This is a genomic window from Rathayibacter sp. VKM Ac-2927, assembly GCF_022815525.1.
In the GTDB taxonomy this organism is placed as follows: Bacteria; Actinomycetota; Actinomycetes; order Actinomycetales; family Microbacteriaceae; genus Rathayibacter; species Rathayibacter festucae.
In genome coordinates this window covers 542,247-554,914 of the sequence record NZ_JALGRT010000002.1, presented here as the reverse complement: position 1 = coordinate 554,914, position 12,668 = coordinate 542,247, and the positions used below count along the sequence as shown (strand labels likewise).

Below are 12,668 nucleotides of genomic sequence, written 5' to 3'. Positions count from 1 at the left end.
CCGCGATGAGCACGCGGATGCGCGCGGCGGTGCTGCGGGAGTCCGGCGCGCCGCTGGCCGTCGAGGAGCTCGACGTCGCCGATCCCGGCCGGGGCGAGCTGCTCGTCGAGATCGACGCGGCGGGCGTCTGCCACTCCGACCTGCACTACCTGCGCGGTGATCTGCGCTGTCCGCTGCCGGTGGTGCCCGGCCACGAGGGCGCCGGCCGCATCGTCGCCCTCGGCCCGGACCTCCGCGAGGGCTTCGCCGTCGGCGACCGGGTGGCTCTGCTCTGGCGGCCGAACTGCGGCCGGTGCCGGCAGTGCGTCGCCGGGCGGCCGATCATGTGCGAGTACGGACCGGTGCAGGCCGCGTCCGGCGGGCTCCTCGACGGCACCAGCCGGCTCAGCGCCGCGGGCGAGACCGTGCACCACCTGCTCGGGGTGTCCTGCTTCGCGGAGCGGGTGGTCGTGCCCGAGCGGAGCGTGGTGCGCGTGCCGGACGACGTGCCGGCCGAGATCGCGGCGATCGCCGGCTGCGCGGTGATCACCGGGGTCGGCGCGGTGCTCAACGTGATCGGCGCGTGCCTCGGCGACGCGGTCGTGGTGATCGGCGCCGGCGGCGTCGGCCTCTCCGCGGTGATGGGCGCCCGGGCGGCCGGGGCGACCACCGTCGTCGCGGTCGACGTGGACGCGGACCGGCTCGCGCTCGCGAGGCGGCTCGGCGCGACCCACGTGATCGACGGGTCCTCCGGCTCCATCGGCGGCGGCGACACGGTCGAGCAGCTGCTCACCCTCGTCCCCGGCGGGGTGCCCTGGGTGGTCGAGGCGGTCGGGCGGCCGGAGACGCTGGCCTCCGCCGTCGCGATGCTGCAGCCGGGCGGGACGGCCGTCGCCGTGGGCCTCGGCCGGGTCGGGCAGAGCGCGGGCATCCCGGTGAACGACCTGGTGCAGAAGCAGAAGCGCGTGGTCGGCTCCCTCTACGGGTCCTCGATCCCGCAGCTGGATCTGCCGCGGATCTTCGAGCTGTACCGCAGGGGCGCGCTGCCGCTCGACGAGCTGGTGGGGGAGCGGTTCGCCCTCGAGGACATCGGCGCGGCCTTCGAGGCGCTGGAGCACGGGAGCGTCGGGCGCTCGATCGTCGTCCCCGGTCGGGCGGGTGTGCGGTGACCGCCTTCGCCCGGTACCCGAGCCTCGACGGCCGGACCGTGGTCGTGACGGGCGGCGCGTCCGGGCTCGGCGCGGAGTTCGTGCGGCAGTTCGCGGCGCAGGGCGCGCGGGTCGGCTTCCTCGACATCGACGCCGAGCAGGGCGCGGCGCTCGCCCGCGAGCTGGGCGGAGCCGTCCGCTTCGCCGCCTGCGACGTGCGCGACGTCGCGGCGCTCGAGGCCGCGATCGAGGGGCTCACCGCCGAGCTCGGCCCGGCTCACGTGCTCGTCAACAACGCGGCGAACGACGCCCGGCACACCGTCGAGGACCTCGATCCCGTGTACTGGGACGACCGGATGGCGGTGAATCTGCGCCACCAGTTCTTCGCCGCGCGGCTCGTCTCGCGCGGGATGCTGCGCGCGGGCGCCGGCTCGATCATCAACCTCGGCTCGATCAGCGCGCACATCGACCTCGTCGAGCTGGTCGGCTACATCACGGCGAAGGCCGCGATCGAGGGCATGACCCGCGCCCTGGCCCGCGAGCTCGGCGCCGGCGGCGTCCGGGTGAACTGCGTCATCCCCGGCTGGATCATGACCGAGCGGCAGCTCGAGCAGGTCGTCACCCCCGAGGCGGAGCAGCAGATCGACCGCAGCCAGTGCCTCCCCGGCCGCCTCGTCCCGGCGGACGTCGCCCGCCTGGTCCTCTGGCTCGCGGCCGACGACTCCGCCATGTGCACCGCCCAGAACTGGGTCGTCGACGGCGGCTGGCTCTGACGCGCGGCGCCGCCGCCCGAGCGGAGCCGCAGAGCGGCGCCCCCGCCCCCCGCATGCTGGTCGAGTAGCGGCGCAGCCGCGTATCGAGACCGGACGTCTCCGCTCAGACGCCCCGCGGCGTCTTGTCGCGCAGCGACCACACCGCCGCGCTCGCGACGAGGAGCAGGAGGGCCCCGCCGCCGAGGGCGAGCGCGCTCAGCGGAACGCCGAGGTCGCCGACGGCCCGCGGCTGGAACCCGCCGTGGAAGACGAGCCACGGCGCAGCGGCGCTCGGGACGAGGTTCCGCGGGTCGCCCGGCCCCAGGATCGGCAGCAGGTAGTAGGCCAGGGCGAAGACGGTGAGCGAGAACGCGCGCTCCCGTGTCAGCGTGGCGACGAGGAAGCCCAGCGCAGCGAACGCGACCCCGATCAGCACGAAGGCGGCCGCCACTGCGCCGATCGCCGCGGGATCCGCGGACGGCGGCGGCGACGATACGTCGACGGGGAACGGCCTCAGCTGCGCGGTGACGAGTCCGGCGACGGCCGCCGTCAGCACGAGCGCCGCGCCGAAGGCCAGGACGGCCACGACGAGGAGCGTTGCCTTCGCCGCGACGAAGGTGCGCGCCCGGCGGACCTGCGGCCATCGCACGATGATCGACCCGCCGCGGAGATCCGTGGTCGCCGCGAAGAGCCCCGTCGCGTAGCCGAGGAGCGGGGTCACGAGGAACACCGCGAGGCTCAGCCCCGTGCCGACCGCACCGAGCGGAGTCAGCGCCGCCGAGGCCGCCGTCGCCGCCTCGAAGTCGTAGCGCAGCGGATTGTCGATCTCCGTCCGCCCGTCCTCGTCAGTGGTCACGCTCACGGGCTCCGCCAGTGCCTCCTCGACGGAGTGCCCGGCCGAGCGGTACTCCGCGGCGGTCCTCTCGAACAGCGCCGCCGTCGACCGCGCGTTGCCGACGTCGGTCACCGCGCTCCAGACCGCGAAGACGGCACCGGCGAGCAGGACGACGAGGAGGAGCCGGGAGGCGACCGCACCGCGCAGCTCCCTCCGCACCTCGCCGCCCAGGGACCTCATCGCTCCTCCGCCCGTCCTCTGCATCCGTCTTCTCCTCCTCGTCGAAGAAGGACCGACCGATGTCAGGCCTCATCGGCATGCCCTTCTGTGTATGGTCACGAGCGTCCTCCGAATCGCCGGGGTCGGCAAGGGCGTGACGCGGAACGAGTGTCGCAGCCGCGTCGCGTCGCGTCAGCGGCTCAGGGTGCAGGGGAGCGGGCGCGGGCCGGACCCGTCGTGCCCGGAGGGGTGGATCTCGATACGCGCCCTGCGGGCGCCACTCGATCAGCATGCTGCGGCCGGCGGGCTGCCGTGGGGCGGGGCGGGCCGTTCATGCCGGTCGAGTAGCGGCGCAGCCGCGTATCGAGACCCGGCGCCCCGGCGCCGCTACAGTGACCGGCATGACCCCCTCGCGCGTCCTCGCACCGGAGCCCCCCGCCGACGGCTCGAAGCCGAAGGGACCCGCGTCGTACTTCCCGAGCATCGAGACCACCTACGGCCGTCCCGTTCAGGAGTGGCTCGACCTGGTGAACGAGCGGCTCGACTCCGAGACGCACATGCAGGTCGTCTCCTGGCTGAAGACCGAGCACGGTCTCGGCCACGGGCACGCGAACGCCCTCGTCGCGTACGTCAAGGCGGCCCGCGCCTGACCGTCGCCCCGTCTGCGCCCGATCCGGCTGCTGCTCTGCCGCCGAAGTCGCGCACAACATCAGCTGAGACGGGGGTCCCTCCTCTGACAGGGGAGGCCGGGTGCTCTCAGCTGATGTTGTGCGCCGGAGCCGGTGCCGTCGCCGGTGAGAGGTCCTCGAACGGCCGAGGCGTCCCCGTGCAACGGGCGGCCTCGGCTCCTCGGAGACGTCTCGCGGACGGCCCAGCACGCGCCGGTCAGCGGCCGGCGCGGCCGAACTCGAGGAGCTTCGCGAAGAGGTCCTCGAGGAGCCAGCGGGTGTCGAAGGACTCGCAGACGCGGATCGGGTGCGGGCCGACGCCGGGCTGGAGGTCGCCGGTGGCGGTGAAGCGCGGGGCGGGGACGGCGCGCCAGCGGCCGCCGGCGGGGTTCATCACGGCGCCGATCGCGGGGCTGTCGCCGAGGGAGCGGAAGTCGAGCGGGCCGTAGGGGATCGTCGCGTTGAAGGCGATCAGCTGGTCGACGAGGTAGTCGCCGAGCGGGCTCGAGCCGCCCAGCCGCGTGCGCAGCTCGGCGTGGCCGACGCCGACCATCGTGTAGACGGGCATCGGGATCTGCCAGACGGCGACTCCGGAGGCGAGCACGGCGTTCGCGGCGGCGACGTCGTTGATCAGGTTGAACTCCGGGTGGTAGGCCGCGATGCCCTCGTAGGGCGGGCCGCCCACCCAGACCACGACGACGTCGCGCTCGGCGATCGACGGCTCCGCCAGCAGGGCCGCGGCGACGTCCGTGAGCGGGCCGAGCACGGCGATCCACAGCCGGCCCTCGCCGTGCAGCGCCTCCTCGACGATCACGCGCGAGCCCTCGGACGCCACGGACTCCGCGGAACCGCCGGCGACCAGCGCCGCGGACGCCCCGTCCACGACCCGCACGTCGGCCCCCGCGAGGGCGACCACGCGATCGATCTCCGCGCGCGACTCCCGCAGGCTGCCGGGTCGGCCGAAGTGCGCGGCCACGAGCGCCCGGACGTCGAGCGTCGCGCTCAGCAGCGCCTGCACGATCGCGAACTGGTCGTCCGCCTCGTTCGCGGCGTCGGTGCTGACGATCACGCGGTGCGGCGGCGGCATCACGCCGACTCCCGCTGCACGAGCGTCGTCGCGAGGATCGGCTGCCGGTCGACCTCGCGGCCCGCCACCACGGCCACCACGGTCTCCGCGGCGACGCGTCCCATGTCCTCGAGCGGCTGGCGGATGGTGGTCAGCGTCGGATCCGAGGTGGTCGCGATGACCACGTCGTCGAAGCCCACGACCGAGATGTCGGCGGGCACGCGCCGGCCGGACGCCTGCAGCACGCGGATCGCGCCGTTGGCCATCAGGTCGGAGGAGGCGAAGACGCCGTCGAGGTCGGGGTGGCGCTGCAGGAGCCGCGCCATCGCGGCCGAGCCGCTCTCGAGAGTGAACTCGCCGTGCACGATCGGGCTGTGGTCCAGCCCCAGCTCGGTCAGCTCGTCCCGCCAGCCTCGGATGCGGTCGCGGGCCGGCTCCATGTCGTGCGGGCCGGCGATGATGCCGAGCCGGCGCCGGCCGGAGTCGGCGAGCGCGCGGGCGGCGAGCCGGCCGCCGCCGTAGTTGTCGGAGTCGATCACGATGGCGTCCTCGGCCAGCGCGACCCGCGGCCGGCCGACCCAGGCGATCGGCACGGGGGAGTCGGCGAGTGCCTGCGCGAGGTGCGTGATCTCGTGCTGCAGGATCACGATCGCCCCGTCGACCGCGCGCGAGCGGAGGAACTTGGGGATGCGGTCGCCGTCGTCGTGGTCCGCGGGCAGCAGCACCGGCTGCACCTCGGCGGCGTAGAGCCCCTTCGCGGCGCCCTTGAGCACCGAGGTGAAGAAGGTGCCGGTGAGGCTGTCGAGCTCGTTGAAGGCGACGATCAGCGCGATCGCGCCGGAGCGGCCGCCGCGCAGCATCCGCGCGGCGCTGTTGGCCTCGTAGCCGAGCTGCTTCGCGGCGTGCTCGACGGCGGCCGACATGCGGACGTCGACGTTCGTGCCGCCCGCGAGAACCCGGGCGGCGGTGGCGCGGGACACGCCCGCGGCCCGTGCGACGTCCACGAGCGTGGGTCGGGTCATGGCTGCATCCTTCTGAACGAGGAGGGGAGCCGGCCGGGGCGCCGGATGCTCGATCTCCAGAGTCCCACGGGGACGCCTCCCCCGGGGCCGTGGCGGTCCGATTTGCGAAACTTCTTACAGATACTAGGGGAGATCGATATCTCACGCTGCGGTAACGACTCCGAGATCGCGCTTGCACGAGGGGGAAAGGCCAGCTACCTTGGCGTCCAAGAGATCGTTCTCTTGCTCCCGGTCTCCTCCAGCGAGACCCCCCGCGAATCCCCGACGAAGAGGAACAATCGTGAAAAGAAGACTGACGGCCGTGGCCGCAGCAGCCGCCGCCGTGGCCCTCGCCCTCACCGGATGCTCGTCCGGAAGCGGTGGCGGCGCGTCCGACGACCCGAACGCCGAGGCGACCTTCTGGTCCTTCACCGGCATCAACGCCAAGGACAGCGTCGACGAGTACCTCGCCAAGATGCCCGACGCGAAGATCAAGCTCTCCGAGGTCGGCAGCACCACCGAGACCGCCACCGCCCTCACCGCGGCGCTGGCCGGCGGCAAGGTGCCCGACCTGGTCATGATCCAGAACGACGACCTGCCCCAGTTCGTCGCCAACAGCTCGAACTTCCTCGACCTGCGCACGCTCGGCGGCGACGACGTCGCCTCCGCCTACCTCCCGTGGGCCGCCTCCGCGGCGACCGCCGACGACGGCTCCGTCGTGGGCGTGCCCACCGACGTCGGCGGACTCGGCTTCGCCTACCGCGCCGACCTCTTCGAAGCCGCCGGTCTGCCGACCGACCCGGCCGAGGTCGCCGAGATGTGGAAAGACTGGCCGTCCTTCATCGCCATGGGCGAGAAGTACACCGAGGCGACCGGCAAGCCGTTCGTCGACAACATCGAGACCAGCGTCTTCTTCTCGACCGTCAACCAGGTCTCCGAGAAGTACTACTCGCCCGACGGCGAGCTCGTCTACGACACCAACCCGCAGGTGAAGGACGCGTTCCAGGTCGCCGTGGACACCAAGGACGCCGGCATCAGCGCCGGCATCGCCGCCTGGTCCTCGGGCTGGGCCCCCGGCCGCGCCAACGGCGCCTTCGCCGTGACCATCGCGCCGTCGTGGATCCTCGCCGGCATCAAGACCGACGCCCCCGACACCGCCGGCAACTGGCGCGTCACGAGCGTCCCCGGCGTCGGCGGCAACTGGGGCGGCAGCGTCATCGCCATCCCGGCCCGCGCCGAGCACCCCGAGGCCGCCTGGCAGTACATCAAGACGATGATGTCCGCCGAGGGCCAGACCGATCACTTCGCGGCCTCGGGCACCCTGCCCGCCGCCACCGAGGCGGTCGCGAGCGACGAGGTCCGCAACTACACCGACCCGTTCTTCGGCGACTCGAAGATCGGCGAGGTCATGGCCACCTCGGTCGAGCAGTTCCCCTCCTTCTACAACGGTCCCGACACGACGCCGATCAACGGCGCCCTGCTGAACACCCTCGTCGAGCTGGAGGCGGGCAACGTCACCTCCGACAAGGCGTGGACGACGGCCCTCGACACGGCCAAGCAGGCCATCGGCGGCTGATCGCCCCACCCACCCGAGCGGCCCGGCGCCTCGCGCGCCGGGCCGCCCCTTCGACGGAGGTAACCCACGTGTCAACGGCGACAGCCATACGTCCCCCCAGGCAGCGCAAGCAGCCCAGTGTTCCGGTCCAGAAGGCCGCGAAGATCCGCAACTCCCTCTCGGAGCGGATCGCCCCCTACGCGTACGTCGCGCCCTTCTTCCTCATCTTCATCGTGTTCGGGCTCTTCCCGCTGCTCTTCACGTTCTACGTCTCGCTCTTCGACTGGAACCCGATCGGCGAGCAGACCTTCGTCGGACTCGCGAACTTCCAGCAGCTCTTCGCGGACAGCCGGTTCTGGAACGCCCTGGTCAACACCTTCGGCATCTTCATCATCTCGACGGTGCCGCAGCTGCTCTTCGCGCTCTTCCTGGCGCACCTGCTCAACCACGCGCGACTGCGCTGGGCGAACTTCTGGCGCATGGCGCTGCTGGTGCCCTACATCACCTCCGTCGCGGCGACCGCGATCGTCTTCGCGCAGATCTTCGACAAGAACTTCGGTCTGATCAACTGGTTCCTCGGCATCTTCGGACTGCCCTCGATCAACTTCCTGGCCACCAACTACGGCTCCTGGATCGTCATCTCGACGATGGTCTTCTGGCGCTGGTTCGGCTACAACACGCTCCTCTACCTGGCGGGGCTCCAGTCGCTCCCGCGCGAGATGTTCGAGGCCGCCTCGGTCGACGGCGCCTCCAGCTGGCAGCAGTTCCGCCACCTCACCATTCCGGCGCTGCGCCCGATCATCGTCTTCACCGTGATCATGTCGACCATCGGCGGTCTGCAGATCTTCACGGAGGCGCTCCTGGTGGCTCCCGAATCGGGCCTCACCTGCGGCGCCGGCCGGCAGTGCCAGACGCTCGCGCTGTTCCTCTACGAGCAGGGCTTCGGTCAGTTCAAGTTCGGCTACGGCTCCGCCATCGGCGTCGTGCTGTTCGTGATCGTCGTGGTCGTCTCGCTGATCAACTTCTACCTGTCCACCCGCACCCGGAAGGCGTCCGTCTGATGTCCGATGTGATCGATCAGGCCCTCCCGCAGGCCCGGGCCGTCGCCACCGGCGACACCCCGAAGACACTGCCGAAGCGCCGCGGCAAGGGCGGCGGGGTCGGCTGGCCGACGTACGTCTTCCTCGTCGTCGCCGTGCTCGTCTCGGTGTTCCCTCTCTATTACATGTTCGTCATCGCGTCGGTCGGAGCGACCGCCGTCACGTCGATCCCGCCGCGCCTGTACCCGGGCACGAACTTCTTCGCCATCGCGGAGAAGGTGTTCGACACCGTGCCGTTCATCGCGTCGCTGTTCAACTCGCTGATCGTGTCGCTGAGCGTCGCGGTCCTCTCCGCGATCCTCTGCGCGATGGCCGGCTTCGCCTTCGCGAAGCTGCAGTTCCCGGGCCGCAACGTGCTGTTCCTGATCGTGCTGCTGACCATGACGGTGCCGGCGCAGCTGAGCATCATCCCGCAGTACCTGATCGTCTCGGCCCTCGACTGGGTCGACACCCTCCAGGCGATCATCGTCCCGGGTCTGGCCAGCGCCTTCGGCATCTTCTGGATGCGCCAGCACATGTCCACCACGGTCAGCGACGAGCTGATCCAGGCGGCCCGCATCGACGGCGCCAACTCCTGGCAGCTGTTCTGGCGCATCGCCTTCCCGGTGGTCCGCCCGGCGGCGTTCGTGCTCGGGCTGATCACGTTCACCGCGGTCTGGAACGACTTCATGTGGCCGTTCATCGTGCTGAAGTCGCCGGAGCTGTTCACGGTGCAGATCGCGCTGAAGCAGCTGCAGGCTAACCGCTCGATCGACGTCGCCCTGGCGATGGGCGGCTCGTTCATGGCCACGCTGCCGCTGCTGATCGCGTTCTTCTTCGTCGGCCGCCGCATGGTGTCCGGGATCATGGACGGAGCGTTCAAGGGCTGATGCACGACGCCTCCACCACTCTCGTCCCCTCCGACCGCACCGACGAGACCGGGGATCGGAGCGGTGGTCGCGACTGGCGGGACCGCTCCCTCTCCGCGAGCGAGCGGGCCCGCCTCCTCACCGCCGAGCTCACGCTCGAGGAGAAGGCGGCCCAGCTCGGCTCCGTCTGGCTCACCGACTCCGCCGACGACTTCGCCCCGAAGCTCGAGGGCGGCCCCGAGACCGCGGCCGACCCGTTCGACGGCGGCCTCGGCCAGCTCACCCGCGTCTTCGGCACCGAGCCCGTCTCGGTGCCGGAGGGCGTGCGCCGGCTCCGCGAGCTGCAGGAGCGGGTCGTCGGCTCGCAGCGCTTCGGCATCCCGGCGATCGCGCACGAGGAGTGCCTGACCGGGCTCGCCGCGTACGGCGCGACCGCCTTCCCCACGCCGCTCGCCTGGGCGGCCACCTTCGACGAGGTCCTCGTCGGCGAGATGGCGGAGGCGATCGGCTCGGACATGCGCGCCCTCGGCATCCACCAGGGGCTCGCGCCCGTGGTCGACGTCGTGAAGGACTACCGCTGGGGCCGCGTCGAGGAGACCCTCGGCGAGGACCCGTACCTGGTCTCGCAGCTCGGCACCGCGTACGTCGCCGGGCTCGAGTCGGCGGGGATCATCGCGACACTCAAGCACTTCGCCGGCTATGCGGCCTCCCGCGGTGCCCGCAACCACGCTCCGGTGAGCATGGGGCCGCGCGAGATCGCGGACACCGTGCTGCCGCCGTTCGAGGCCGCGCTGCGGCACGGCGGCGCGCGCAGCGTGATGACCTCGTACACCGACATCGACGGCGTGCCCAGCAGCGCGAGCCGGCACCTGCTCACCACGATCCTGCGGGAGAAGTGGGGCTTCGAGGGGACGGTCGTGGCCGACTACTGGGCCGTGCCGTTCCTCCAGGCGATGCACCACGTCGCGGTCGACACCGCCGACGCGGGGCGGCTGGCGATCCGGGCCGGCGTGGACGTCGAGCTGCCGCAGACCGCGGCGTACGGCGAGCTGCCGCACCTCATCCGCGAGGGCGTCGTCGACGAGCGCGACCTCGACCGCTCGGTCGAGCGGCACCTCCGGCACAAGTTCGAGGCCGGGCTGCTCGACGGCGGACCGCTCGTCCCCGAGGGCGCCGAGTCGGTGGACCTCGACAGCGCGCGCAACCGGGCCATCTCGCTCCGGATCGCGGAGGAGTCGGTCGTGCTGCTGCGCGACGACGACGTCCGCGGACTGCTCGCCTCCGGCACCGTGGCGGTGGTCGGCCCCGCGGCGGACCAGTTCCGCAGCCTGGTCGGCTGCTACGCCTTCCCGAACCACGTGCTCTCCAAGCACCCGGGGCACGACCTCGGGATCGAGATCCCGACCGTGCTGAGCGCCCTGCGTACGGAGCTCGGCGAGGAGCGGGTGCGCTTCGCGGCCGGCGGGTCGATCACCTCCGCGGACACCTCCTCGATCGCCGAGGCGATCGCGACGGCGCGCTCCAGCGACGCGGCCGTGGTCGTCGTCGGCGACGTGGCCGGGCTGTTCGGCGACGGCACCTCGGGCGAGGGCTGCGACGCCGCCGACCTGCGGCTGCCGGGCGCTCAGGACGAGCTGGTCGCGGCGGTCCTCGCGACCGGCGTGCCGACCGTGCTCGTCGTGCTCTCGGGCCGGCCCTACGCGCTCGGCGCCTACGGAGCGGCGCGCGGGGTCGTGCAGGCGTTCTTCCCCGGGGCGGACGGGGCGGCCGCGGTCGCCGGCGTGCTCTCAGGGCGGGTCTCGCCGACCGGGCGCCTGCCCGTGCAGATCCCGCGGCTCCCGTCGGCGTCGACGACGTACCTGCAGCCGTCGCTCGGGCTCTCGAACCCCGGGATCACCGCGCTCGACAACACGCCGCTGCACCCGTTCGGCTTCGGGCTCACCCGGGGCGCGATCACGTACGAGGCGCTGTCGGCGCCCTCGGTGCTGGCGGTGGACGGGGCGCTCGACGCCGCGGTCACCATCCGCAACAGCGGCGAGGACACCGTCGAGGTCGTGCAGCTGTACGCCGCCTACCCGACCTCGCCCGTGGTGCGGCCGGCCGCGCAGCTGCTCGGCTACGCGCGCGTGCCGATCGCCGCGGGGGAGTCGCTCACCGTGCACTTCCACGTCGAGGCGGCGCGGCTCGCGGCGACCGGCGAGGACGGCGCGCTCAGCGTCGACCCGGGCCCGCTGCGCCTGATCGCCGGCCCGTCGGCCGCCGACCCCGCGCAGACCGCCGACGTCGCCCTGACGGGCGCGCGCCGCGTGCTCGCCGAGCGCGCTCTCCGCACCCCCTGGTCGGTGACCCGCGGCTGACCCGCCGCTCAGGAGACGCCGGATCTCGATACGCGCCCTGCGGTCGCTACTCGATCAGCATGGGGCGGCTCCGCAAGGGGCCTGCGCCCGCCGCCCCGCGCGCCTACCGTGAACAGCAGCACCCCCGGCGCGAGGACGCGCGCGGGGCCGGACTTCTCGAGGAGAGACATGCCTGCACTGACCGACACCTTCACCCTGTCCAACGGCGTCGAGATCCCCAAGATCGGCTTCGGCACCTGGCAGATCGAGGACGGCGCCGACGCCTACGACGCGGTGACCACGGCGCTCGAGGCCGGCTACCGCCACATCGACACCGCCCGCGGCTACGGCAACGAGGCGAGCGTCGGCCGGGCCCTCCGCGACAGCGGGATCCCCCGCGACGAGGTCTTCATCACCACGAAGCTGCCCGCCGAGGTCAAGGACCACGCCGGCGCGAAGGACAGCTTCGAGACGACGATGGCGGCGCTCGAGCTCGAGCATGTCGACCTGTACCTGATCCACGCGCCGTGGCCGTGGTCGGACATGGGCTCGGACCACCGCGACGGCAACATCGCGGCCTGGAAGGCGATGGAGGAGATCTACGACTCCGGCCGCGCCCGCGCGATCGGCGTCTCGAACTTCTCCGTCGACGACCTGGAGTCGCTGATCGCGGCGACCGACGTGAAGCCGCACGCGAACCAGATCCGCTGGTTCGTCGGCAACACTCAGGACGAGACGACCGACTACTGCCGCACCAACGGCATCCTCGTCGAGGGCTACTCGCCGCTGGCGACCGGCGGCCTGCTGGAGAACTCCGACCTCGCCGACATCGCGAAGGCGAACGGCGTCTCCGTGGCGCAGCTCTGCATCCGCTACCTCCTCGAGAAGGACGTCCTGCCCCTGCCGAAGTCGACCACGCCCGCGCGCATCCGCGAGAACGCCCAGGTCGACTTCGCCCTCTCGGCCGACGACGTCGCCCGCCTCGACGCCCTCACCGACACGGAGTCCTGACCCGCCCCCAGAACTCAGAAGTTGCGGTAGTCGCGCCCGACTACCGCGACTTCTGCGCACTGGCGGCGGCGCGCTGGTCGAGTAGCCGCGGAGCGGCGTATCGAGACCCCGCGTGCTTGCGGTGGTGGATCTCGATACGCGCCCTGCGGG

11 protein-coding genes are annotated in these 12,668 nt (G+C 72.2%); 8 read left to right on the top strand and 3 right to left on the bottom strand.

Going from position 1 to position 12,668, the window contains the following annotated elements; genetic code table 11:
- Positions 1 to 5 precede the first annotated feature (5 nt).
- Both MT353_RS07780 and MT353_RS07775 read left to right on the top strand, forming a co-directional pair.
- Positions 6 to 1,148 carry a zinc-binding dehydrogenase gene (locus MT353_RS07780; protein WP_243624037.1) on the top strand — a complete coding sequence of 381 codons (1,143 nt, stop codon included), beginning with the start codon at positions 6 to 8 and terminating at the stop codon, positions 1,146 to 1,148.
- Entirely contained in the window at positions 1,145 to 1,900 is a 756-nt protein-coding gene (locus MT353_RS07775) for an SDR family NAD(P)-dependent oxidoreductase (protein ID WP_243624036.1), read from the top strand. The genes MT353_RS07780 and MT353_RS07775 overlap by 4 nt, the downstream gene beginning before the upstream one ends.
- A gap of 103 nt (positions 1,901 to 2,003) precedes the next feature.
- Here MT353_RS07775 and MT353_RS07770 read toward each other — a convergent pair whose 3' ends face one another.
- Positions 2,004 to 2,954 (bottom strand): hypothetical protein, encoded by a 951-nt coding sequence (locus MT353_RS07770; protein ID WP_243624035.1) that lies wholly within the window; start codon positions 2,952 to 2,954, stop codon positions 2,004 to 2,006.
- A 380-nt stretch (positions 2,955 to 3,334) separates the two neighbouring features.
- Between MT353_RS07770 and MT353_RS07765 the strand changes: the two genes are divergently transcribed.
- On the top strand, positions 3,335 to 3,583 hold the full coding sequence (locus MT353_RS07765; protein ID WP_243624034.1) for a DUF4287 domain-containing protein: 249 nt from the start codon (positions 3,335 to 3,337) through the stop codon (positions 3,581 to 3,583).
- A 235-nt stretch (positions 3,584 to 3,818) separates the two neighbouring features.
- Here the strand turns inward: MT353_RS07765 and MT353_RS07760 are convergent, their stop codons facing one another.
- A complete protein-coding gene (locus MT353_RS07760; protein ID WP_243624228.1) occupies positions 3,819 to 4,688 on the bottom strand; it encodes a nucleoside hydrolase in 870 nt (289 codons plus the stop codon).
- Positions 4,688 to 5,689 (bottom strand): LacI family DNA-binding transcriptional regulator, encoded by a 1,002-nt coding sequence (locus MT353_RS07755; protein WP_123446870.1) that lies wholly within the window; start codon positions 5,687 to 5,689, stop codon positions 4,688 to 4,690. The genes MT353_RS07760 and MT353_RS07755 overlap by 1 nt, the downstream gene beginning before the upstream one ends.
- 301 nt (positions 5,690 to 5,990) lie before the next feature.
- On the opposite strand from MT353_RS07755, the gene MT353_RS07750 reads away from it, so the two are divergent.
- From MT353_RS07750 to MT353_RS07730, 5 genes are all read left to right on the top strand, one after another.
- A complete protein-coding gene (locus MT353_RS07750) occupies positions 5,991 to 7,244 on the top strand; it encodes an ABC transporter substrate-binding protein (RefSeq protein ID WP_243587822.1) in 1,254 nt (417 codons plus the stop codon).
- Positions 7,245 to 7,312: 68 nt separating this feature from the next.
- Complete coding sequence (locus tag MT353_RS07745) at positions 7,313 to 8,284, top strand: carbohydrate ABC transporter permease (protein ID WP_243624033.1); 972 nt, start codon at positions 7,313 to 7,315, stop codon at positions 8,282 to 8,284.
- Complete coding sequence (locus MT353_RS07740; protein ID WP_123446868.1) at positions 8,284 to 9,192, top strand: carbohydrate ABC transporter permease; 909 nt, start codon at positions 8,284 to 8,286, stop codon at positions 9,190 to 9,192. The genes MT353_RS07745 and MT353_RS07740 overlap by 1 nt, the downstream gene beginning before the upstream one ends.
- Positions 9,192 to 11,528, top strand: coding sequence for a glycoside hydrolase family 3 N-terminal domain-containing protein (locus MT353_RS07735; protein WP_243624032.1), 2,337 nt, complete (start codon positions 9,192 to 9,194; stop codon positions 11,526 to 11,528). The genes MT353_RS07740 and MT353_RS07735 overlap by 1 nt, the downstream gene beginning before the upstream one ends.
- A 168-nt stretch (positions 11,529 to 11,696) precedes the next feature.
- Positions 11,697 to 12,518, top strand: a complete 822-nt coding sequence (locus tag MT353_RS07730) for an aldo/keto reductase (RefSeq protein WP_243616098.1) — start codon at positions 11,697 to 11,699, stop codon at positions 12,516 to 12,518.
- Positions 12,519 to 12,668 lie beyond the last annotated feature (150 nt).

Coding starts and splice junctions, on each gene's coding strand:
- MT353_RS07780 (WP_243624037.1), top strand. CDS start 6: ATGAGCACGCGGATGCGCGCGGCGGTGCTGCGGGAGTCCGGCGCGCCG.
- MT353_RS07770 (WP_243624035.1), bottom strand. CDS start 2,954: ATGAGGTCCCTGGGCGGCGAGGTGCGGAGGGAGCTGCGCGGTGCGGTC.
- MT353_RS07765 (WP_243624034.1), top strand. CDS start 3,335: ATGACCCCCTCGCGCGTCCTCGCACCGGAGCCCCCCGCCGACGGCTCG.
- MT353_RS07760 (WP_243624228.1), bottom strand. CDS start 4,688: ATGCCGCCGCCGCACCGCGTGATCGTCAGCACCGACGCCGCGAACGAG.
- MT353_RS07755 (WP_123446870.1), bottom strand. CDS start 5,689: ATGACCCGACCCACGCTCGTGGACGTCGCACGGGCCGCGGGCGTGTCC.
- MT353_RS07740 (WP_123446868.1), top strand. CDS start 8,284: ATGTCCGATGTGATCGATCAGGCCCTCCCGCAGGCCCGGGCCGTCGCC.
- MT353_RS07735 (WP_243624032.1), top strand. CDS start 9,192: ATGCACGACGCCTCCACCACTCTCGTCCCCTCCGACCGCACCGACGAG.
- MT353_RS07730 (WP_243616098.1), top strand. CDS start 11,697: ATGCCTGCACTGACCGACACCTTCACCCTGTCCAACGGCGTCGAGATC.